The 21,291-nt window shown below is 73.1% G+C and carries 16 protein-coding genes; 7 read left to right on the plus strand and 9 right to left on the minus strand.

What is annotated here, in order from left to right:
- The first annotated feature begins 18 nt into the window (after positions 1 to 18).
- Positions 19 to 468: a BMA_0021/BMA_0022 family TOMM bacteriocin gene (locus WME95_RS28775; RefSeq protein WP_437902562.1), complete on the plus strand. Its 450-nt coding sequence runs from the start codon at positions 19 to 21 to the stop codon at positions 466 to 468.
- Position 469: 1 nt separating this feature from the next.
- Here the strand turns inward: WME95_RS28775 and WME95_RS28780 are convergent, their stop codons facing one another.
- Entirely contained in the window at positions 470 to 1,642 is a 1,173-nt protein-coding gene (locus WME95_RS28780) for an amidohydrolase family protein (RefSeq protein ID WP_437902563.1), read from the minus strand.
- Positions 1,643 to 2,334: 692 nt separating this feature from the next.
- Here WME95_RS28780 and WME95_RS28785 point away from each other — a divergent pair.
- Positions 2,335 to 4,194, plus strand: coding sequence for a sigma 54-interacting transcriptional regulator (locus WME95_RS28785; protein ID WP_437902564.1), 1,860 nt, complete (start codon positions 2,335 to 2,337; stop codon positions 4,192 to 4,194).
- A gap of 18 nt (positions 4,195 to 4,212) precedes the next feature.
- Here WME95_RS28785 and WME95_RS28790 read toward each other — a convergent pair whose 3' ends face one another.
- From WME95_RS28790 to WME95_RS28800, 3 genes are all read right to left on the minus strand, one after another.
- The gene (locus WME95_RS28790; protein WP_437902565.1) at positions 4,213 to 5,706 is read right to left on the minus strand and encodes a flavin monoamine oxidase family protein; all 1,494 of its coding nucleotides are present in this window, start codon (positions 5,704 to 5,706) and stop codon (positions 4,213 to 4,215) included.
- Between the two features lie 65 nt (positions 5,707 to 5,771).
- Positions 5,772 to 7,220: a hypothetical protein gene (locus WME95_RS28795; RefSeq protein ID WP_437902566.1), complete on the minus strand. Its 1,449-nt coding sequence runs from the start codon at positions 7,218 to 7,220 to the stop codon at positions 5,772 to 5,774.
- Between the two features lie 499 nt (positions 7,221 to 7,719).
- Entirely contained in the window at positions 7,720 to 8,517 is a 798-nt protein-coding gene (locus WME95_RS28800) for a sensor histidine kinase (protein WP_437541823.1), read from the minus strand.
- A 796-nt stretch (positions 8,518 to 9,313) separates the two neighbouring features.
- Between WME95_RS28800 and WME95_RS28805 the strand changes: the two genes are divergently transcribed.
- Positions 9,314 to 10,489 carry a lactonase family protein gene (locus WME95_RS28805; protein ID WP_437902567.1) on the plus strand — a complete coding sequence of 392 codons (1,176 nt, stop codon included), beginning with the start codon at positions 9,314 to 9,316 and terminating at the stop codon, positions 10,487 to 10,489.
- A 63-nt stretch (positions 10,490 to 10,552) separates the two neighbouring features.
- Here the strand turns inward: WME95_RS28805 and WME95_RS28810 are convergent, their stop codons facing one another.
- Positions 10,553 to 11,773: an Acg family FMN-binding oxidoreductase gene (locus WME95_RS28810; protein ID WP_437902568.1), complete on the minus strand. Its 1,221-nt coding sequence runs from the start codon at positions 11,771 to 11,773 to the stop codon at positions 10,553 to 10,555.
- 124 nt (positions 11,774 to 11,897) lie between these two features.
- On the opposite strand from WME95_RS28810, the gene WME95_RS28815 reads away from it, so the two are divergent.
- Both WME95_RS28815 and WME95_RS28820 read left to right on the plus strand, forming a co-directional pair.
- The gene (locus WME95_RS28815) at positions 11,898 to 12,875 is read left to right on the plus strand and encodes a LysR family transcriptional regulator (protein ID WP_437902569.1); all 978 of its coding nucleotides are present in this window, start codon (positions 11,898 to 11,900) and stop codon (positions 12,873 to 12,875) included.
- A 137-nt stretch (positions 12,876 to 13,012) separates the two neighbouring features.
- Entirely contained in the window at positions 13,013 to 13,933 is a 921-nt protein-coding gene (locus WME95_RS28820; RefSeq protein WP_437902570.1) for a transposase, read from the plus strand.
- Between the two features lie 97 nt (positions 13,934 to 14,030).
- Here the strand turns inward: WME95_RS28820 and WME95_RS28825 are convergent, their stop codons facing one another.
- From WME95_RS28825 to WME95_RS28835, 3 genes are read right to left on the minus strand one after another with little or no spacing between them, the layout of a single operon-like run.
- Positions 14,031 to 15,818 carry a hypothetical protein gene (locus WME95_RS28825; protein WP_437902571.1) on the minus strand — a complete coding sequence of 596 codons (1,788 nt, stop codon included), beginning with the start codon at positions 15,816 to 15,818 and terminating at the stop codon, positions 14,031 to 14,033.
- Complete coding sequence (locus tag WME95_RS28830; protein WP_437902572.1) at positions 15,805 to 16,644, minus strand: S8 family peptidase; 840 nt, start codon at positions 16,642 to 16,644, stop codon at positions 15,805 to 15,807. Before WME95_RS28830 ends, WME95_RS28825 begins: the two co-directional genes overlap by 14 nt.
- Complete coding sequence (locus WME95_RS28835; RefSeq protein WP_437902573.1) at positions 16,641 to 17,588, minus strand: hypothetical protein; 948 nt, start codon at positions 17,586 to 17,588, stop codon at positions 16,641 to 16,643. Before WME95_RS28835 ends, WME95_RS28830 begins: the two co-directional genes overlap by 4 nt.
- A 206-nt stretch (positions 17,589 to 17,794) precedes the next feature.
- Between WME95_RS28835 and WME95_RS28840 the strand changes: the two genes are divergently transcribed.
- Positions 17,795 to 18,400 carry a hypothetical protein gene (locus WME95_RS28840; protein ID WP_437902574.1) on the plus strand — a complete coding sequence of 202 codons (606 nt, stop codon included), beginning with the start codon at positions 17,795 to 17,797 and terminating at the stop codon, positions 18,398 to 18,400.
- 37 nt (positions 18,401 to 18,437) lie between these two features.
- Here WME95_RS28840 and WME95_RS28845 read toward each other — a convergent pair whose 3' ends face one another.
- A complete protein-coding gene (locus tag WME95_RS28845) occupies positions 18,438 to 20,462 on the minus strand; it encodes an ATP-binding cassette domain-containing protein (RefSeq protein ID WP_437902575.1) in 2,025 nt (674 codons plus the stop codon).
- An 18-nt stretch (positions 20,463 to 20,480) separates the two neighbouring features.
- Between WME95_RS28845 and WME95_RS28850 the strand changes: the two genes are divergently transcribed.
- Positions 20,481 to 21,152 (plus strand): hypothetical protein, encoded by a 672-nt coding sequence (locus tag WME95_RS28850; RefSeq protein WP_437902576.1) that lies wholly within the window; start codon positions 20,481 to 20,483, stop codon positions 21,150 to 21,152.
- Positions 21,153 to 21,291 lie beyond the last annotated feature (139 nt).

The following is a 21,291-nucleotide window of genomic DNA, read 5'->3' on the forward strand; positions in this document are numbered from 1 at the left end:
CGGCAATTGGAGGTGACCATGTTTTCCCATCATTCATCCGAGTACATGTCCAGGATCGCGGAACCCCACGGCGCTCCCGCGCATCTCGACGAGGAGGCGCGCCCCCTGCACGAGCGAGGAGCGATGGAGGAAGGGCTCTTGGAGCTGGAAGGAGCGTGGTTGCGCGCCGTCGCGCTCTGCTGGGAAGACCCGACGCAGCTCGATCGGTTGAAGAGCGATCCGCGGGGGTACTTGATGGCTTGCTGCGGTTATGCGGTTCCGCCGGGGATCGAGCTCACCATCCGCGAGGCCCGGGAGCCAGGGTCGCCGGACGGCGATGCGCTGCGCTTCTGCGAGCAGCGCAGGGGCTGGGACCCGTCCGCGGGCGCCATCACGCTCCATATTCCACCGCCGCCGGAGCTGGAGGATCAGCCCGTCGCGCTGGCCGAGCTCGCGAGCGACCCCGGGTCGTCCGCCATTGTCTGCTGAGTCAACCTTCGACGTCGTAGAAGCTGGCGGCGTTGTCCCAGAGGATCTTGCGGAGGCTCTCTCCGGGGAGCCTGCGGCGGAGCGCGAGCGCCCGCTCCACCATGCCTGCGTCGTGATCGACGTGGGGGAAGTCCGTCCCGAAGATCGCCCTGTCCTCGCCGAGCCATGGGATCGCCTGCTCCAGGCACGGCTCGTCCGGCTCGATCTCGATGAAGCACTGGCGGCGGAAGTACGCGGACGGCTCGCGGCGGACGTGCGGCGCGACCTCCTCGGCCAGGCCCCGATACTCGATCTCGTCGAGGCGCCAGAGCCAGTAAGGCAGCCACCCGCAGCCGGCCTCGAGGAAGGCCACCCGCAGGCCGGGGTGGCGATCGAGCACGCCGCCCTCGATCAGCGCGAGCAAGGCCATCATCTGCTCCATCGGGTGCGAGCAGGCGTGCAAGGCGAAGCGGCTACGGAAGCGGTCGGCGCCGGCCGCCGGCAAGGAGGCGTGCGTGCCCTCGTGGATGGCGACAGCGATCGATCGCCGCTCGCACTCGGCCCAGAACGCCTCATAAGCAGGGTCGCCCAGCGTCCGCCCCGCGACGGGGTTCGGCCGGAGCACGACGGCGCGGAAGCCGAGCGCGGCCGCGCGCGCGAGCTCGGGCACCATCTGCGCCGGATCGTGCGGGCTCATCAGGGCCACGCCCCGGAGGCGCGAGGGGTCGTGATCGCAGAAGCCCCGTAGCCAGGTATTGTATGCGCTGGCGAGCGCGCTCGCCAGCGCAGGCTCCAGCGGGGTCATGCCGAGGAGCGCCAGCGCGAGCGTCGGGTAGAGGAACGCCACGTCGATGCCCTCGCGATCCATGTCGTCGAGCTGCGCTCGCGGTTGTTCGAGCGGCCCGAGCGACGCGAGCGCCCCGAGCCGCCGGCGGCCGGCAGCGGCGATCGCGCGCCAGGTCCGCGCGCTCATCCGGTGATGGACCGGCCGGCCGTCCACCATCGGCTGCGGGGGGAGCCGGAGCAACCCCTCCGGTCCGAGGTGCGCCACGCGGTCGGCCAGCGGCTCGCCCTCGCCGGCGTACGCGAGGTACGGCGCATGAGCGCGGAGCTCCGGCTCGAGGTGGGCCTTCCACAGATCGAGCGGCTCGATCACGTGACGATCCGCGTCGAGGATGCGATAGCCGTCGCGCACGGGACATCTCCTCTTCTGCCGGTGCCGGATCCCCCGGACCTGGCCTAGAACACCAAATCATGTTGAAACCCGGAGAAATTTCACAGGGAGGCGAGGAGGCGGGGAGGAAGAAAAAAAATGAATTTCTCCCTCTTACCGTCTCTCGCTCCCCGCCTCCTCGCCTCCCTGTGAAATTTCTGCTTTTTCTCGGGGTTTCGACCCGTTTGTCGCTCTAGACGACCAGCGGCACAGGGTTCGGCTCCTCTTCCCGGTTCGCCCGCTCGAGCCACCCCCCACCGCCCGCACGGCGACGAGCTCGTCCGCCGTCCGCCGGCCGTCGAGGAGCGGCCCCAGGAGGTGAACGACACGGCCGCGGAGCATGGTGCGCTCGCGCTCGCCGATCAGGAACACGGTCTCCTTGTCACCAGCGAGCTCGACACCCAGGTGGTGCTTGAATTGCAAGGTGCGCCAAGTGCATTGGACGCGTTGGGGGCGCGGAGTGCGTGGGATGCGCTTCATGAACACCGGACCCTGATGGACAAGCTGGTGCGTCGCCGCCCGCCGGAGACGCCCGTGCTGGTGCGCAATTCAGCGTCAGCGAGCGCCTGCCTGGAGCGCGGGCGAGCGGGCTCGCCGGCGCAGGCCGCGGGAGCGCGCGCGACGCGCCGCCCGCGAGCCCGGGGGCGAGGTCGTGTGAGAAGGGGGTGAGCAGCGTGGCAGGCATTCGCGAGACGGACATCGGCCCGGAGACAACGCCGCTGTCGAGCAGCTTCATCGATGCGATCCAGGGTGTCAGGCAGGACGATCGACGCGTCGCCCTGCTCGTCTACCACCGCGACGGCGCCGAGCGCGCCGTGCTGAGCCCGGGCGTGCCGGTCGTGATCGGCCGGGCGCCGCCGTCGCAGGTCCAGATCGGCGACGTCAGCCTCTCGCGCGAGCACGCCCGCTTCACCCAGTCCGGCGACAAGGTCGTCATCGAGGATCTGCGCTCGACCAACGGCACCTGGCTCGGCGGCGAGCGCATCACGCGAGGCGACGTGAAGCCGGGCGAGGAGGTGATCCTCGGCAAGGTGGTTGTCGCCGTCCGCTCGATCACGGCGGCCGAGGACGAGCTGCCAGGGCTGATGAGCCACGAGCAGCTCCGCGTCGCCCTCGAGGAGGAGGTGAAGCGCGCGCGGTACTTCGGGCGGAGCTTCGCCGTCGTGATGGCCCGGGTCGCCCGCCAGCCCGGCGCCCACGTGAGCCACCTGTTCCCGCGCGTGCGGGCGCTGCTGCGCCCCGTGGACCGGATCGCGCTCTACAGCTCGGACGTGGTGGCGGCGCTGCTGCTCGAGGCCGGGGCCGAGGTGGCGCTCGACGTGGCGCGCGCGCTCGCCGCGCCGCCCGGGGGCGGGTCGCCCGTCGTGCTCGCGGGGTTCGCGACGTTCCCCGACGCGGGGACCGTGGCGGAGGAGCTGCTCGATCGGTGCTGGAGCGCCGTGCGCAGCGCGACGGTGGAGCAGCCGGTGCGCTCGGCGCCGGGCGGGACCTGGAAGAGCAGCCCGGGCACCTGCAATTTCGAGCCGGTCGTCGTGAGCTCTGCGATGCGCCGCGTCTTCGAGATCGTCAAGCGGGTCTCGCGCTCGTCGATCCCGGTCCTCTTGCTGGGCGAGACGGGGACGGGCAAGGAGGTCGTGGCGCGGGCGATCCACGACAGCGGCCCGCGGAGCGGCAAGCCGATGGTGTGCGTCAACTGCGGGGCGATCCCGCAGCAGCTCGTCGAGAGCACGCTCTTCGGCCACGAGCGCGGCGCGTTCACCGGGGCGTGGCAGCAGCAGCGAGGGGTGTTCGAGGCGGCGGACGGGGGGACGGTCTTCCTCGACGAGATCGGCGAGCTGCCGGCCGCGGTGCAGGCCGCGCTCCTGCGCGTCCTCGAGACGCGGCAGGTGACGCGCGTCGGCTCGAACAAGCCGATCGACGTCGACGCGCGCGTCGTCGCGGCGACCCACCGCGACGTCGAGGCGATGTGCGCGTCCGGCGCGTTCCGCAGCGATCTGTTCTACCGCCTGAACACGATGACGATGACGATCCCGCCGCTCCGGGCGCGCCCGGAGGACATCGAGCCGCTCGCGCTGCGCTTCCTCGACCAGGCGAACCAGGCGAACGGCCGGTCGATCCGCGGCTTCGACGCCGAGTCGCTCGCGCGGCTCCGGGCGTACTCCTGGCCGGGGAACGCGCGGGAGCTGCGGAACGCGATCGAGCGGGCCGTGGTCATCGCCGAGGGCGAGTGGATCGCCGAGGAGGATCTGCCAGAGCGCGCCCGGGCGGCGCCCTCCTCCGAGCCGGCGGCGGAGGCGGAGAAGGAGCTGCCGTACCAGGTCGGAGAGCTCACCGCCGCGCCCCCGGGTGGGGACTACCTGAAGACGCGGCTCCAGCGCTGCGAGGCCGAGCTGATCGTCGAGGCGCTCCGCAAGGCGAGCGGGAACCAGACGGAGGCGGCGCGCGCGCTCGGCATGCCGCTGCGCACGCTCGTGTACAAGCTCAAGGCGCTCGGCATCAAGCGGCTCGGGTACGCGCCCCCCCGGGAGCCCTAGCGCGCGCCGCATCGACGATCAGGGCACGGTCTGGAGCGCGCTCTCGGCCGAGCGGAGCGCGCCCTCGATCCCTTGATAATCGCAGTAGGCCTCGCCACAGACATGGACGCCGCCGACAGGCGCGTTGCTGCCGGGGAGGTCGAACGCCCTCAGCCTCTCGAGGACCTCCCACGACCTGACGCCTGGCCGCCAGGTATGGGCCCCCGCCCCATAGGGCTCCCGGCTCCAGTCCCGGATGGCCCAGGTCGTCACGGCGCCGGCGGCGCGCTGCCGCCCGGCCGGGTCCTGGAGATCCACGCCGAGGTATTTCAGGAGCTGCCGCTTCAGCGCGTCGCTGCCGTCGATCTCCGCGCGATCGTGGGCCTCGCCCTGGACATAGACCTTCCAGAACTCCGTGGCCGGTCGATCGGTGTAGAGCATGATCATGCCCTTGCCGTCGCTCTCGCGGTAGGTGGTGTGGACCTCCCTGGCGGGCATCAGCGACGCGTTCCTGTGGGGCGGCGTGCGCCCCGTCCACCACGGCGCGTCCGTGACCAGGAAGCACTTGAGGAGCGGAAACCCGAAGACCGCGTCGAGATCCCGCTGGATCTCCCGGGAGAAGCAGCCGGCAAGCCGCATCAGGGGGCTACGGGGCAACGCGAGGATCACGTGCCTCGCGACGGCCTCCACCGTCTCCGCGCCGCGGGCGAACTGCAGGCGGATCTTCCCTCCTTCCGCTGCCGCGAGCGACGTGAGCGCGTGGCGAAGGTGGATGGCGACCTGCTCGGGGCGCCGCTCGAGCTCCCGCACCAGGGCGAGGGGTAGCGCCCGGGAGCCGCCTTCGATGCTGACGAGCGAGGCGTCCCCCTCCCCCTCGCTGGACAGCGCGCGAAGCCAGAAGACGATCCAGTCCATGGCGTTGGGGTTCTCCGGAATCAGGTGGAAGAACGTGCCCTGATCGCGGATCGCGAGCACGGCCCCGTGGCTGAGGACGTCGCTCAGCGCGTTCCAGAACCCCTGTTCGTAGAGGAAGTCGCCTCCCAGCCTGGCGCCGCGACGCATGCTGGCATAGTCGTCCTCCGCGAGGCGCCTCAGCCACTCCCGGTGCTCCTCGTCCCTGGGATCGTCCGGGTTGCCGGGGCTCGCCCACGGGGTGTCCTTCAAGATCCTCAGGATACCGAGCTTCATCAGCTCGAGCGTCGTGTGAGGGCGATGAGCGGGTCCGGCCTCGTCGGGGGCGAGGGAGAACCGCTGCCCCTGGACGGGCTCGGCCGCATACGGGGTGAACGGCCTGGTCTTCAGGCCGAGCTCGTCGAGCAGCCCCATCAGCAGGCGCTGCCGGCGCTTCTCGAAGCGCATGGGGCCGCACTCGGCGAGGAAACCATCGAGGTCGACCGTCTCTATCCGACCCCCGAACCGCTCCGAGGCTTCGAAGAGCCCGACGGTGCGGCCGGGGTCCCGCTGGGCGAGGCGAAAGCTGCAGTAGAGGCCGGTGATGCCGGCACCGACCACGATCGTATCGAACTCTTGCACGCGGGTCCTCCTCGGTTCCTGGACAGGGGGTGAGGCCGGCGTCCCCGCCGGCCTCCGCGGCGCCGTCACGCGGCTGCCCGCTCGGCACAGGCGCCGCCCATCTCCACACCTTCGTGCGTCGTTTCATAGAACAGGAAGCGCCCGGTGGTCGCCTCGCAGACGGCCTGCCAGCCGCGCATCCGCCCGACGACATCGAACGAGAGCCCCCAGCGAGGCGTCTCGTCGATCACGCGCACGCCGAGGGCGTGCATCGGCAAGAGGGCGACCGGCGCCAGGGCATGGAAGACGCTGAGGGCGGGCCGCGGACAGCCAGGCTTGGCGTGGACGCTCGCGCGGAGGTAGCTGGCGCTCGAGAAGCCGAGCCCGTCGACAACCCGCTCGATCAGGCCGAGGCCCCGGATGCCATGATGGTTGATGGCCATGTAGAGGGGCGTCACCTCGTCCGTCGCCGCCTGGAAGGCCCTGGCCCGGGCGGCGAGCGCGGTGGGGATCCCGTCCGGGTGCCCGGCCACGGCGGCATAGAACAGCACCGCTTCGTCCTCGTCGGAGAGGCCGCAGTCCTTGATGAACATCAGCGATCGCGACTGGGCGGCGGCCGCCTCCCTCACCGCTTCATCCTCCGCGATCGAGGCGACCACCTCCGCGGCGCTGCACTCGACGACGCTGGCCCAGTCCGCGGGCAGGTACGCGAGGGTATCGGCGACGATCACCTCGTCACGGACGCCGAGGCGGGGTAGATCGCGCCAGAGCTGCTCGAGGTGGCTCCGGACCTCGTCCGCGCAGAAGCCCATGTCGCGGGTGTGAAGGCACGTGTCCGGCACGACCACCACGTGGGCGCCGCCAGGGTGGAACTCGCGCAGGACGCGCGCCAGCGCCGCTCGCATCTTGATGCCGAGGAACTCGGCGAAATCGGGCCCCCGGCCGAACCTGCCTGTCTTGAGCGGCACTGGCACCTTGCCGCCGCCCTCCGGCATGGCCAGCACGATGGGCTCACCCGTCCGCACGATCCGCTCGAGCCTGGCGTCGAACTCGGCCATGTCCCGGGGGCACTCGAACCGGGTCTTGCTGGTCTGGATCGAAGCCTTCTTGATGATGGCCTTGAGCTGGGCGGCCCTGTCGCCGTGTCGGGCCCCTGCCTTTCGCAAGCAGTCCTCGAAAGGACGGATCGCCTGATCGAGCTCGCCGAGGAAGACGTCGATCTCGGCAGGCCCGGCGAAGCGGACCGAGGCCGCAGGTAGCCTGCTGCCGGACAGCACGCGCTGCTTCGCGGCGAGGAGCTCCGGCGCCTTCGCGAGGCCGGCTGCCGGCTGGGTCACGGCGCTCTGGTAGCGAGGGGCGGGGGTGCGGCCGGAAGGCGCCCTCTCGCCGTCGAGCTCCGCGAGGTGGGCGGGTCGCGCGCTCATGGGATGACGCGCGCCGTGAGCCTCGGTGTTCTTCGCAGCCTCCGAGACGATGGTGGGGTGACCTTTGCCGAGCACAATGCTGATGAGGTCGCTGGTCGCTTCGATCTTCATGGTTCTCCCCTGCGACGCGGGCGCCACGACGACGCCCCATCGATCGATCGGCTCCGCTTCGATCGAGCATTCGTCGAACGCGGATTGCCTATCTGGCCCTAGCTCTCACGTGAGCCAGAGCACACCTCGTGCCGGCGGAGCTCACGCAGATCCACGGGGATATCGGCGCGCTGGCCGCGCGATCGGGGAGGAGCGCACGGCCCGCTACACGATCGAGCAATGGATTGCGTGCCAGGGAGGGCGCGCCCCGTAGTCGACGGGTGTTGGCGTCCTCTGCGAGGCGGGAGATCTCGAGATGTCGCGGCGAGCGGACAGGTCGCGCGGGCGCGTGCCTGCGCTTCGGACCGCACGAGGCGGCGGGCGTCGGGCGCGCCGCGCGCGACCGGTGAGCTCACGTGGATGGCGGGGGATGCGCGGCGCCCAGCGGTGTGGGCGGGCGCTCGACGAGGGGATGGGGAGGGTGACGGCGTGTGGGCGGGCGTCGCAGGGAGCGACGGTGTCAGGGAGCGAGCGAGATGGCGGCCCGACTGGCGGGCTCGGGCTCGAGGGGGAGCTCGACCAGGAACGTCGAGCCGCACCCCGGCGAGCTCTCCACGCCGATGGTTCCGCCGTGAGCGCGCACGATCTCGCGCGCGATGTAGAGCCCGAGCCCGAGGCCGCCGAAGTGCACAACGCCGCCCGCGCGCTCGAAGCACCTGAAGATGCGGGCCTGGTCCTCCTCCGCGATGCCCGCGCCTCGATCGCGGACGAGGAGCTCCGCTCCGCCGGGACAGGCCTTCACCTCGATGGATATCGGCCGGCCCGCGCCGAACTGGATGGCGTTCTTGACGAGATGGAACACGAGGCGTCCCATCTGCTCGCGGTCCCAGCGGCCGACGACGCCCTCCGGCGCGTCGATGGAGATCGTGGAGGACGGGGAGCGGAGCTCCACCGGGAGCCCGGCGATCACCTCCTGGACGAGCGCGCCGAGATCGACGGTCTCGCGCTCGGGATCGAGCGGGCCCGATCGGAGCCGGATCGCCTGGAGCATGTCATCGCAGAGGCGGGTGAGCCGGTTGACCTGCCGGCCGACGACCTCGAGCGAGGCGACCCACGTTGACCCATCCTCCGCCCGCTGCTCGCTCAGCCGCTTCATCCGCTGCACCTGCAAGTTGAGCGAGGTCAGCGGCGTCAGGAGCTCGTGCGACGCGAGCGTGAGGAACTCGTCCCGAACACTGGCGCCTGCGTCGGGCTCGCAGCCGCGGGCGGGCCGGCGAGCTTCGGGGGTTCCAGTGAGAGGGGCGTTCGAGACGGACATGGTTCAACTCCCGTTGGAGCGTGGATGGACTTTCGCGATCGCGTCCGAAGCATCGGCGATGCCACGCGTCATCGCCCTGGGAGAAGCGCGGTTTCCGCGGCACCTCGCGCTGGCTCCGGGCCGCCGAGGGCGGGGGTGCCGTGGCGCCCGGCGAACGGTTGCTCAGGTACGCAAGAAGCAGAGCCGGCAGCGACCCGACCCGGGTTCGGGGGGCGGGGCGACCCGGGGCGACCCGACCCAGGTTGGAGCGACCCGACCCAGGTTGGAGCGACCCGACCCAGGTTCGGCGATCCGACCCCGACCCGACCCAGGTTCGGCGATCCGACCCGGACGACCGTGACCCGACCCAGGTTGGGCGATCCGGCAGGCAACCCGACCCAGGTTGGGCGATCCGACCCAGGTTGGGCGAGCCGACTCAGGTTGGGGGCAACCCGACCCAGGTTGGGCAACCCGACCCAGGTTGGGCGAGCCGACTCAGGTTGGGCGAGCCGACCCAGGTTGGGCGATCCGTCACGCTAGGCAGGGCCACGCACGCGCGCCGGCCAGGGTGCCGCAGGCGGATCGACGCCCGGGTGAAGGGCTGAGGCGCGCCGTAGCGGACCGGTCGACGGCAGCGAAACCGCGGAGGGGCGTCCGCGTAGCAGCGGATGAACCCGCCCGACGGAGCGCACAGAGCCGCGCCCGCGAGCTCGGGGCGCGCCGTGCCCGTCGTCACGACGGAGATGCGCCTCGACGATCGACGCACCAACAAGCCCGCGCCGCTGGGTTCGCGGCGCCTTTCCCCAGGAGCTTCCTCATGTTTCGCAGCACGATGAGCATCACGGCCCTGAGCTTCGCTCTCTTCGCGGCGGGCGCGCCCGGCGACGCCATGGCGCACGGCAGCGGCGTCCACCGGCACGGCCAGATCTTCGTCATGACCAACGCCGGAGACGGCAACTCCGTGATGGCGTATGACCGGGCGGCGGACGGCTCGCTCTCGTACGCCGGCACGTACGCGACCGGAGGGCTCGGCGCGCCGACCCGGCCGATCAACGCGCTCGGATCCCAGGGTTCGCTCGTCCTCAGCGAGGACGGGAAGCTCCTGTTCGCCGTGAACGCGGGCAGCAGCGAGGTGTCGATGTTCCGCGTCGGCCCGCACGGCCTGACGCTGCTCGACGTTGTCGACTCGGGCGGCGACTTCCCGGTGAGCGTCGCCTCGCACGGCGACCTTCTCTATGTCCTCAACGTGGGTGGCGAAGGCAACATCGCCGGCTTTGAAGTGAACCCGTGCGGCGAGCTCGTCCCGCTCGACGGATCGAGCCGCGGCCTCGGCCTCGGCGGCACGACGCCGCCGTCGCTCGCCGCGACGCCGGGTCAGATCGGCTTCTCTCCGGACGGAGAGGCGCTGGTCGTGGCGGGCAAGGGGTCCAATCAGCTCCACGTGTTTCCCATGAGCGGCCGCGGGCTGCCCAGCGACGCGCCGGTCACGACGATCTCCAGGGGCCTTGTCCCGTTCGATTTCGCCTTCGATCGTCGCGGCCATCTCATCGTTGCGGAGGTCGGCGGCGACGGCGTGCCCGCGACCGGCGACACCAGCGTGGTGTCCTCGTATAAAATCGGGCCCGATGGGAGCCTCGCTGTCATCAGCGACACGGTCGACACCTTCCAGCGAGCGACCTGCTGGATCGCCGGCGCCCCTGGGAGCCGCTATGTCTTCACGGCCAACACGGGCAGCAACACGCTCTCCGGGCTCCAGGTCGACGCCCGGGGCGCGCTGACGCTGCTCGACGACGGCGTGTCCGCCTCGTTCCCCACCGGAACGGCGCCGATCGACCTCACGATGACGCGCGACGGCCGGTTTCTGTACACCCTCAACGCCGGCACCGGGTCGATCGCCGCATTCCAGGTGAGCCGCGACGGCGGCCTGATCCCACGCGGGGAGGCGGGTGGATTGACGCCCGGCGGCGGCGCCCAGGGCATCGCCGTGCGGTGACGGTCGTTCCTCGGCGTCCAGGGTCTGCCGCGCTCGGTCAGCACGCCAGCCGGGGCGCGGCGCTCACGCGGCGCGGATCACCTCCTCCGCGGCGCGGCGCGGGCCGCACACGCCCTCTCGCTCCGGAAAGCCCAGCCGGAACGCGAAGGTGAGCTGCCGGTCGCCTAGACCCAGCGCCTCGGTGAACGAGCGCTCCATCGCCGGCGCTCGTCCGAGCATGCGCTCCCGGTCGATGACCTCCGGCACCTGGTTCAGCGGGTGCATCGCGATGCCGCGCGCGGCCGCCCAGAGATGCATGCGTTGCCACAGGCGCCCGGCACGGAGCGTCGCGCCCAGGTCGTGGCGGTCGCGGACCGCGATGAGGCCGACGGCGGGATCGCCGGCGAGGTGGACCTCGCGGGTGACGCGGAGCCAGTCGTCGTGCATCTGTTCCGCAGACGGACGCGGCAGCAGCTTGACCGCCGCGGTGAGCAGCGGACCGAGCCCCATCACATCGAAGGTCAGCCCGTCCCGATGGCTCGGTACCGCCTCCGGCGCCAGCCGGAACCACGCGTCGCTGTCCCGCACCATCGCCGCGTCGCGGACGATGGTCTCGGTGGCGCGCAGCGTGTGAGCGGCGAAGCCCTCGCGCTGATCGGGGTGCTCCAGCCAGACGACCTCACCATCGGAGCCCGCTTCGCTCAGGCGCGAGAGCTCCTGGAGCGCCGAACCAGGCACGCGCTGCGCCTGGTACGGGCCACGGTTCGTGTGTCGCCGTGCGATGACCTCCGCGAGCGGGGACGCCGCTGCGCCTGGCTCGATCCAGACGCGCGCCACCCGGATCGCCCGCGGCGCCGCGCGCTCGAGAGCGCGAGATCCCTCCGGGTCGGAGCCCGGCAGAGGGCCGGCTTCGAGCTCGACGCGGGGCGCCCATCCCATCGAACCCGCCGCGAGCGCCAGGTTCTCTATCGCGCAACCGAGCCCGATGTGCATCTCGCGCAGGAACGGATCCATGGTGCCGAGCGATCGAGACCTGTCCGAGAACACGTCGATGTGATCCGGGTGGACCTCGAACAGCCAGGGTTGCGTGTTGTGCGGGCTCGCGGCGAGCACCGCCGCGCGCACGAGCTCGGCGAGCTCGCCGCCGCGCTGCCCGCGGAACGCGGTCCAAGGGGCGAACGGCTCGCCCGCCCGATCGTCGAACACACCCCGGCCGGCAGCGTACCAGCCCGCTCCCGCCGCCACGGCGAGCGTCGCGACGCCTTCCAGCAGGCGCCGCCGCGAGACCTTGAGGTTCCTCTCCATGATGCGCTCCATCCTCCAGAGGACGTCTGACCGGGCTCCACGAGCGACGGCCATGCGCAGAGATTGAGGCGGTTCTGACGATTAGTACAGGACATTGCTCTAATACTATATATTAGTACGGCTAATGATCGAGGCTCTCCCCGACGACTTGAATCTCCTGCTCGCGCTTGACGTGCTGCTGCGCGAGCGGCACGTGACGCGCGCGGCGAAGCGGCTCGGCATCACGCAGTCGGCTGCGAGCCAGCGGCTCGGGCGGCTGCGCGAGTTCTTCGGCGATGCGCTGCTCGCTCCGGGGCGGCCGCTGCTCGCCCTCACGCCGCGCGCCGAGGCGCTCGCCGATCCGCTGGCTCAGGCGCTCGCGAGCTTGCGAGCGGCGGTCCAGGCCGGCGCGCCGTTCGACCCAGCGACGTCCGAGCGCCGCTTCGTGCTGCTCGGCAACGATCTGCTGGAGGCCGTCGCCCTGCCGCGGCTCTTGCCCCTGCTGGCGCGCGAGGCGCCGCACATCACGGTGCAGGTCGACCGCGCCGAAGCGGACTTCGTGAGGCGCCTCGAGCGGGGAACGGCGGATCTCGCGTTCGTCCCGGAGTTCCTCGTGCCCCCGTCGTCACGACAGCTGCGCTTGCCGGAGGAGGGATTCGTGACGCTGATGCGCAGGGACCACCCCGCAGCGTCGCGGCGGCTGACCCTGGAGCGCTACCTGGAGCTCGGGCACGTGCTGATCGCTCCGCACGGCATGCCGGGCAGCCTGGTCGATCGCGCGCTGGAAGCTCGTGGGCGGCGGCGGCGGATCGTCGCGCAGGTCCAGCACTTCGTGACGGTGCCTTTCCTGATCGCGGCATCGGACCTCGTGGTGACGTGTCCCGCGACGGTCGCGGCGGTGTCGAGGCCCTTCGGCCTACGCGCGGTCCGGCCCCCCGTCGAGCTCGGCGTGGACCGATCTTCGGCTGTCTGGCACGAGCGCGTGCACGACGATCCAGGCCATCGCTGGCTGCGCTCCTGGCTCAGCAAGGCGATCCGCGCGGGCGCGAGGACCCGACCCAACCAGGTTGACCCCACCCAGGTTGACGGGAAGGGCAAACCCGAAACGACCCACCCAGGTTGACCCGACCCGCCGCCGGGTGACGGAGCATGGCACGGTCCGCCATGGCGCCGCCACCTGCAGGCATGGGTAAGTACTTGGTAAGTACTTGAGATCGTTCACCACGATGGCCGGCACGGCTCTTGGAATTCTGCCCGACCATGAGCCAGCCCCGCCAGATCGCGCCCGGCGCAACCTACCTGATCACCCGTCGCGTCCTGCGCCGGCATCTCCTCTTCCGCCCCGACGCAGCCATCACTCAGCTCTTGGTCTACGCCCTCGCGGTCTCGACCCGCCGCTACGGCATCGAGGTCCATGCGCATTGCGCGATGTCGACGCACCTGCACCTCGTCGTGACCGACGTGAACGGCGTTCTGCCGCGCTTCCTGCAGTTCTTCCATCGCATCGTCGCGCTCGGCACGAAGGTGCTCCGTGCGTGGGAAGGGCCGGTATGGGATCATGAGGCCACGAGCGTGGTGCGGCTGCTGACACGCGCGGCGGTCGTGGAGAAGATCGCCTATGTCCTCGCAAACCCTGTGGCCGCTGGACTCGTCCCGCATGCGCATGAGTGGCCGGGCGCCAAAGTGAAGGTGGGCGAGATCGGCCTAGGCGTGTTGTGCGCGGCGCGTCCCGCCGCATACTTCGACCCCAAAAATCCACAGTGGCCGGAGGAAGCAACGCTGTCACTCACGCTGCCGCCGACCATCGAGCATGACAGCGCCGAGGACTTTCGCCATGCCATCGCCGCCGAGCTCGAGAGGCAAGAATTGCAGGCGCAAGCGGAGGTGAAGCAGCGAGGGCGCCGCTTCCTCGGCGCCGAACAAGCCGGCAAGGTCTCGCCCCATGAGCGCATCACGAGCCTCGAGGCGCCGCGCGCTGGCAATCCGACGTTTGCTGTCGGCCGCAAGCAGGGTGACGCTTGGCGCTCGGCTCGTGCCGCTGTACGCGGGTTTCGCGCCTTGTACCGGGCGGCGCTCGAGCGGTGGCGTGCCGGCGTGCGCAGCGTGGTATTCCCGGCAGGGACGTGGTGGATGTGCACGTTTCACGGCGCCAACATGGCCGATGTTGTGCTCACGATGTAGGTATTTAGAGGGTAAAAGGGCAGGGACAACCTGGGTGAGGTGGCGCGCGCGGCTCCCGGGTCAACCTGGGTGGCACGGGTTGTTCGCGGCTCCCGGGTCAACCTGGGTGGCACGGGTTGTTCGTGACGACGAATCCCAATGCCTCCACGCTGGCGCGAGCGTCGCCGTCCCAGCCGAGCTGCGGATCTAGGCGAAGCTCGCCCGGCGCGAGCATGGCGGGCAGCGCCATCAGACCAACGAGCTCGACCGCATCGAGCTCCGCGCCAGTGTCGCCCGCGAACGGCGGACACAGCACGCGCCCTGCCGGCGCGAACGCCAGCGCTGCGCGCAGCGGCCCGCCCAGCGTCGCGCGCAGCACGGCGAGATCGTTGCCGATGGTGGCTGGCGTGGCAGGCGCCGGCCAGATCCATACCGCGAGGCCGGGCAGGTCGGCCACGCAGACCGCCATCGCGCGCGCGGGGGGGAGCGCGCGGCCACGGGCACCGAGGGGCGATGCCGCGATCGCGGCGACGATGAGCCCCGGCCGGGCGAGCGTCAACGCCGCGAGCCGACCGAGGTTGCGCTGAGCCGCCGTCCGGCGAGCGGCGATCGCGGCAAGGTGGTCGGGACGATCGTAAACGAGCTCGACCTCGCGCTGCATCGCCACGTGAGGCGAGGTCTGCGCCGCCGCGGCAAGCGCCCGCTCGCGGGCCTCGCCGTCCGACGTTGGCCCTCCCTTCTCCGGGAGCGCCGCGGCTTCCTCGATTTCCAGACGCTCCCGGAGGAGCTGCGCCACCCGCGAGGACAGACCCAGGGAGCCGAGCGACCAGGCGGCGGAGAACCAGTCCGCCGGCTCCGCGAGCGCGAGCGCCTCGGTCGAGGCGCGATCCCAGGCGGCGAGCGCCTCTCCGAGCGGAAGGCCGAGCGCGCGGAAGAGCGCGCCCGCCTCATCCAGCGCCGCCGCCGCGCCCGGATCGCCGAGATTTCGCCGCGCGCGCCCGATCGCCCTCGACGCGTAAGCGACCCAGGTTCGGAGTGGCGGCGCGGCGTGCTCGGCAATCTCGCGGGCGGAGGTCGCGAGCGCCAGGGCGTCGTCGGCGCGGCCGAGCTCGAGCGCAAGCTCGGAGAGGAACGTGAGGGCGCGCGCGCGGCCGAACGCGTCGCCGAGGCGGGCGCACAGCCACTCCTGTCGCTGGAGCGGCGCTCGGGCGCGCTCCAGGGCGCCGAGGCCGAGCGCCGCCGCGCCGAGCTGGCCGCAGGCGATCGCCTCGCCCACGGAGTCGCCCCGGCGGCGGTGCAGCTCGGCCGCGTGCTCGAGCAGCGCCTCGGCCGCCCCGTGCGCGCCGAGGGTCACGTAGAGCGTGCCGAGCGAGTTCAGGATCTGCGCGCGCTCGCCGAGGAACGGCTCCGAGCGGCGCAGCGCCGACAGCAGCGTGCGCTGCGCAGCCGCCGCGTCGCCGAGGAGCCGCTCGGCCGTACCGCGGTAATGGAGGGCGACGACCGCGGCGCGGCGCCCGGGATCGCCTGCGGCCGCGATGGCGTCGAGCTCCTCGATGGCGGACGCGCAGGCCGATCGGACGTCGCGGCGCAAGCGCGCGAGCGCCGCCTCGCACCGCGCGAGGTCCCGGGCCTCGGCGGCCCCTCCTCGATCGAACGCGGCGACAGCGCCCTCGAGGTGCAGGACGGCCGCGTCCAGCGCCCCCTCACGCAACGCGAGCGCGCCGCGCCCGAAGCCGAGCGCCGCCGCGACGAGCGGCCCGCCCTCGAGCACCACCGCCGCAGGATCGCGGCCGACACCGAGGAGCGCCTCGACGCGGTCGAGCTCGGCGCGGACCTCTGCGCCCGGCGCGCTCCGCAGCAGCCGCGACAGCGACGACACGCCGTCGATCGGATCAAGCGGGAGCACCGCGCTCCTCCACCCCCTCGCCGCGCGCCCCGCGCGCGAGCCCGTGCAGCGCCGCCTTCACCGCCTCGATCGAGAGCTCCGGCCACGCGGCGCGGATGCGCGCGACGTGCGCGGTCACGTGTGGCGCCGCGAACGACGTACCGGTCCAGCGCCGCTCGCCGCCGCCGGGCGCGGGCGCGAGCACGTCGTCGCCGGGCGCGAGGATCTCGTGGTCGAGCGTGAGCTCGCTCCGGAGCGCCTCCGGGTCCTGAAAGGCCCCTCTGCCGACGCCGATCAGCGACTTGAAGCGCCCTGGATAGGTGCGGAACGCCGCCGCGTTCGGGCCGGCGGCCACGAGCACGACCTCCGCCGTGTAGGCGGCGTCCGCGACCTCGTAGAGCTCGACCAGCGAGCGGTAGTCGCCCGGGCGGAGCGGCGCGTTCTTCGGGATGTCGATGCCGAGGCTCAGGTTGACCACGGAGAATCGCTCGCGGACGCAGAAGCGCAGCGCGGCGACGAGCCCGTCACGCGAGCACCGCCCGTCATCGCCGAGCGCGCGGACGCTCGTGATCTCGGCCGCGGGCGCCATGCGGTGGACGATGCCCGCGCACGCCGTCCCGTGCCCGCTGAGATCGCCCGGAGCGCACGGCGCGACCCCGTGCGCGCCACCGCCAGCGCCGCGCTGGACGAGGGCGACGTGCCGCAGCGCCGCTGCGCGCAGCGCGGGGTGCGAGGCATCGACGCCGGAGTCGATCAGCGCGACGCGCACGCCGGCGCCGCTCCGCGCGCCCGGGCGTGGCGCGCCGTGGAGCTCGCCGCCCGGTCCTGCCGGAGGTGCCGTGGTCACGCGGAGCTCCCCTCCCCTGCGGAGGCCGGCTCCCCTGAATCGCCCGCGCCGATCGCGTAGGCGTCGATCCGCGCGAGGAGGTCGAGGGCCAGGCGGGCCTCCGCCTCGCCGCGCTCGGCGAGCCTGCCCACCACCGCGGCGAGCTCCAGGCGGCGGCGGTACTCGGGCGTGAGGCGCAGCGCGTGGATGTGCCGCTCCAGCGCGGCGCGGAGCGAGGTCGGCGGCGGGGCCGCCCCTTCCGGGATGGGAGGTTCCGCGCCCGCGGCTGCGCGCCCGCCTGGCCCCGCCGGCTGGCCTGGCGCCTGCGCGAGCAGGTCCGGCATCGCGCGCGCGAAGAGCTCGAAGACGACGCGCTCGGTGCGGAACGACTCCACGGTGAGCGCGAGGACCTCGGCCAGCCGCTCGGCCAAGTCGAGCTCCCGCCCGCCGAGGGGCGCGTCGTGCGAGAACAGCGCGGCGCCGCCCACGGTCGCTGCGCCGACGCGGATCGGCACGAAGATCGCGGACGCCGGCGCGGCGGCCAGGAGCGGCCGGAGCGGCGCGATCATCGGATCGCCGTCGGACAGCTCCACCGCGTGCCCGCCGCCGCCACCGAGCAGGTACGCGAACGGGGTGCCGCTCGGCGGCAGCTCCGCGCACGGCGCGCGGAAGCCGACCGCGTCAGCGACGACGGGGACCGTGAGGCGCCCGAGCGTTTCCATCTCGAGCGCGACGAGCGCCTCCGCGCACGGCATCGCGAGGCACGCGAAGCGCAGGTGCTCCCCGAGCCCGCGCACCCGCGCCTCCACCGCGCCGAGGAGCGCCGCCGACTCGACGGTCGAGAGCAGGTCGCGCAGGCGCGCCGTGAAGGGCGCGAGCGGCGAGCGCAGCGCGTGCGGGTGGGGCGGGAGGGCCCGCGCCGGGGCGGGCGGGACACCCGGCGCGGAGCGGTCGGCGAGCGGCATGGGCCGCCGATGCTACCGCCGGACCGCGCCGGAGCGAACCGCCATCACACCCGTGGGATCCGGTTGACGTGCCCAGCTCCTCTCCTAGCATGCAGCGACATGCGGCGATTCGGCTGTCCGGCGCACCGTCCGAAGCGTCCGGCCGCGCGCGCGGCCGCTCGAGCGCGATCCACGGCCGCGAGGCCCCTCGATCCGGCGCGGGCGCGATGAGCCCGCCCGTCCGCGAGGGACGGCGTCGCCTCGCCGTCGTCCTGTGGGGTGTCCTTGGTGTCGTGGCCGTCCTGGTCGAGGCCATCGTTCGTCTCGGCGCGACGGCGGCGCGCATCCTGACGGGGCACACGCTCACGACGGGACAGCTGGTCCTGCTCGCGGCCTGGACGGTCACGATCGCCTACTTCGAGGGGTACCGCGGCTTTCAGCAGCGCTTCTCGCCGCGGGTCGTCGCGCGCGCGCTCCACCTCGCCGAGCACGGGCGGCCCCTCCACGTGGCGCTGGCGCCGCTCTACTGCATGGCGCTCCTCCACGCGACGCGCCGCCGGCTGATCGCGACGTGGGCGCTCGTCGCAGGCATCGTGGCGCTCATCCTGCTCGTGCGGCAGATGCCCCCGCCCTACCGCGCGATCGTCGACGCAGGCGTCGCCTTCGCGCTCGCCTGGGGGGCCGTATCCATCCTCGTCTGGCTCGCGCGGGGGCTCGCGGGCCGCCCGCTGGGGATCTCGGCGGACGTGCCCGAGGAGGCGCGCGGCGCTGCCGTCGACGCCGAGCACCTCGCCCGTCAGGCCGCGCGGGCAGGGGGCCCCTGCGATCCGTGACCTCCGCGCGAGCGGGGCGACAGCGCGCGCGTCTTCGTCAGCCCGCCGCCGACCTCGCGGATCGCTGCAGCGCCTCGGCCAGAAGCGACCGGTAGAGCGGCGAGCTCTCGCGGAGGGAGTCATGCGTGCCCACCGCCGCGACCCGACCGCCGTCGAGCAGCACGTTGAACGTCGACCTGAGGAGGTGCGGCGCGTGGGTCACGACGATGGCCGTGCGCCCGGCGGCGACCTCGCACGCCGTGCGGAGGACCGCCTCGGCGGTGGCGCCCGGCAGGCCCGCCTCCGGCTCGTCCAGCACGAAGACCCGCGGCTCGCGCAGCAGCACCCGCGCGAGCAGCAGCCGCCGCGCCTCACCGCCCGACAGGCTCGGCGGTGAGGCGCGCACCTCCGTCGCGAGGCCGCGCGCGGGCCGCGCCTCGCCCTCCGCCGGCGGCGCGCCTGCGAGCTCGTCGAGCTCCACCCGGAGGAGCGCCTCGCGCATGCGCTCCTCCGTGGGCGCGGGCTCGAGGCCGAGCGCCAGGTTGTCCGCGATGCTCCGCTCGAACAGCCGCGCCGATTGCCCCACCACCCCGAACAGCCGCGGAAGCTCCTCGGGCGGGATCTGCCGCAGATCCACGCCCCCCACGGCGATCGCGCCCGACGACGGCTCGTCGAGGCGCAGGAGCAGGCGCAGGAGCATCGACTTGCCGCTGCCGGAGCGACCGCAGACGCCGACCACCGCTCCGGCGGGGATCGAGAGGGACACGCCATCGAGGACGGGGCGGCTCGCGCCCGGCGGCGTGAACGTGACCCCCTCGAATGCGATCGACAGGGGGCGCCTCGCCTCGCCGTCCAGCTGCATGGCGAGGCCGCCGGAGGGGCGCGGCGGGTGCTCGGGCAGGCGCAGCAGCGCGAGCGTCGCGCGCAGCAGGGGGGCGCGCTCGATGAAGCCGGCGCGGAGGGCGTCGAGCGCCTCGAGGCGCGCCATCAGCAGCGGCACCATGAGCAGGAGCTCTCCGACCTCGCCTGCGCCGGCGACCCCGCGAGAGGCCGCGAGCGCGGCGACGATGACGAGCGGCGAGAGCGCGGCGAGCGTGCCCTTGATCTGGCCGGAGACGGCGAGCGCCTGGCCGAAGCGGCGGCGCGCGTCCGCGACCCGGCGCGCGGCCCCAGCGAGCTCTCTCTCGGCCTGGGCGCGCGCGCCGAGCAGGCGGAGGTCCTCCGCTCCCGAAAGCGCCTCGCCCACCGCGCCGAAGACGGCGGTGTCGGCGTGCTGCATCTCCCGCATCGCGCGCGCCACGCGGCCCGAGGCCCGGTCCGCCGCGAGGCGCGAGGCCGCGAACAGCGCCGCGCCGCCCGCGAGGACGAGCGCCATGCCGCTCGAGACCAGCGACCCGGCCAGGACCGCGAGCGTCGCGAGCGCCTGGGGCAAGCCGGTCGCGACGGCGATCGCGAAATCGGCGACGAGGCCGGCGTCCCGCGCGATCGCGAGCCGCACGACCTCCGCGCCCCGGACGGGCGGCGCGGGCCCGGCGCTCGGCGGCCGCGGCGCGGGCCCCGCCGCCTGCGCCGCGACGAGCGCGCGCCCGGCGGCGTCCACGTCGCGGGGCGAGGCGGAGAGCGCCGCCCGGAAGAGCGCGACGCGGAGCGCGGCGGTGAGGTCGCCGCCGAGCTCCGAGCTCTTCCGGCCCGAGAGCACCGCCAGGGAGGCGGACACGAGCGTGGCGCCGAGCGCTGCGAGGACCACGGCCGCGGGCGGTGAGCCGGCGAGCAGCCGGGCGAGCGCGCCGCCGATGCCGCCCGAGGGCGGCGCCTCGCGCCCGGAGACGGCGCCGATGGCCACGCCGGCGATCGCCGGGAGCAGGCCGGACAGCGCGCCCGCGAGCGACGACAGGGCCACGACGAGGGCGAGGCGCGCGGCGGCGCTGGAAGAGCCGCCTCGCAGGCCTCCCGATGACGACGACACGGGGGGCACGCTCCCCTCGCGCAGCGAGCGAAGACCGATCCGCAGGATCGCGAGGAGCGCGCGCATCGACGTGCGATGCCACGGTACACTGCCGGCGCCGTTGCGCGCGACGCGCATTCGATCGACCCTTTCACCGTGCGCACCGCGTTCGTGGCCCTGCTCCCGCTGCTCGCGGCCTGCGAGCGCCCGCCGCCCTCGCCGCCGGCGGGGGCCGACGCCGGGGCGCTCACCCCCTGGGCGCGCGGCGCCGCGTCGCTGGACGAGCGCGGCGCCCGCCTCCGGACGGACAGCGCGCCGGCGGTGGGGTCCGTCGAGCCGGATGCGCTCGAGGAGATCCTCGCCGCCGCGCGGGAGGCCGCCTCCAGGCCGGCCGACGGCGTGAGCGTCGCGAAGATCGGCACGAGCACCGGCCTCCCGGCGCCTTCCGCGCTCCCGCCGGAGCCGGCGCCCGCCCCCACCCCTGCCCCCCGCTCGCGCGTCGAGATCGGCGCGCCCATGGTGCAGGCCAACATGTCGAGCCCGGCGATCGAGAAGGCGGCGCGGGCGCAGCTCTACTGGGACCTCGTGCAGCGCTGCCGCGGCCCGGGCGGGAGCCTGCTGCCGCCTGACGCCATCCGGGTGGAGTTCAACGTCGACGCCGAAGGCTATATCGTGGTGCCGACGATCATCGGGAGTGCGTCCGACCCCCGCTACGACGAGGCGGCCACCTGCATGCGGCGGGAGCTGTCGGGCGCAGCGTTCCGCGCGCCGGCAGGCGCGCGCGGGCTCCCAACCCGGGTCGACGCCACCGTGCCTTCGGTCGACTGAGCCGGAGCGGATCCGGCGGGCGTGCTGGCTGCCAACTCCGGGCTGCCCGCCCGCAGACCGCCCGGGCTCGGGCAACCCACCCGGGTTGGGTCATCCGGGTTGGGTCATCCGGGCCGCCCACCCAGGTTGAGTCATCCGG

The sequence above is a fragment of the Sorangium sp. So ce327 genome (genome assembly GCF_051530205.1).
Taxonomy (GTDB): Bacteria; Myxococcota_A; Polyangia; order Polyangiales; family Polyangiaceae; genus Sorangium; species Sorangium cellulosum_B.

Excerpts from the sequence above, each read along its gene's own strand:
- WME95_RS28775 (WP_437902562.1), top strand. The coding sequence starts at position 19 with ATGTTTTCCCATCATTCATCCGAGTACATGTCCAGGATCGCGGAACCC.
- WME95_RS28800 (WP_437541823.1), bottom strand. The coding sequence starts at position 8,517 with ATGTCCGTCTCGAACGCCCCTCTCACTGGAACCCCCGAAGCTCGCCGG.
- WME95_RS28840 (WP_437902574.1), top strand. The coding sequence starts at position 17,795 with ATGAGCCCGCCCGTCCGCGAGGGACGGCGTCGCCTCGCCGTCGTCCTG.
- WME95_RS28820 (WP_437902570.1), top strand. The coding sequence starts at position 13,013 with ATGAGCCAGCCCCGCCAGATCGCGCCCGGCGCAACCTACCTGATCACC.
- WME95_RS28815 (WP_437902569.1), top strand. The coding sequence starts at position 11,898 with ATGATCGAGGCTCTCCCCGACGACTTGAATCTCCTGCTCGCGCTTGAC.
- WME95_RS28805 (WP_437902567.1), top strand. The coding sequence starts at position 9,314 with ATGTTTCGCAGCACGATGAGCATCACGGCCCTGAGCTTCGCTCTCTTC.
- WME95_RS28835 (WP_437902573.1), bottom strand. The coding sequence starts at position 17,588 with ATGCCGCTCGCCGACCGCTCCGCGCCGGGTGTCCCGCCCGCCCCGGCG.
- WME95_RS28845 (WP_437902575.1), bottom strand. The coding sequence starts at position 20,462 with ATGCGCGTCGCGCGCAACGGCGCCGGCAGTGTACCGTGGCATCGCACG.
- WME95_RS28795 (WP_437902566.1), bottom strand. The coding sequence starts at position 7,220 with ATGAAGATCGAAGCGACCAGCGACCTCATCAGCATTGTGCTCGGCAAA.
- WME95_RS28810 (WP_437902568.1), bottom strand. The coding sequence starts at position 11,773 with ATGGAGAGGAACCTCAAGGTCTCGCGGCGGCGCCTGCTGGAAGGCGTC.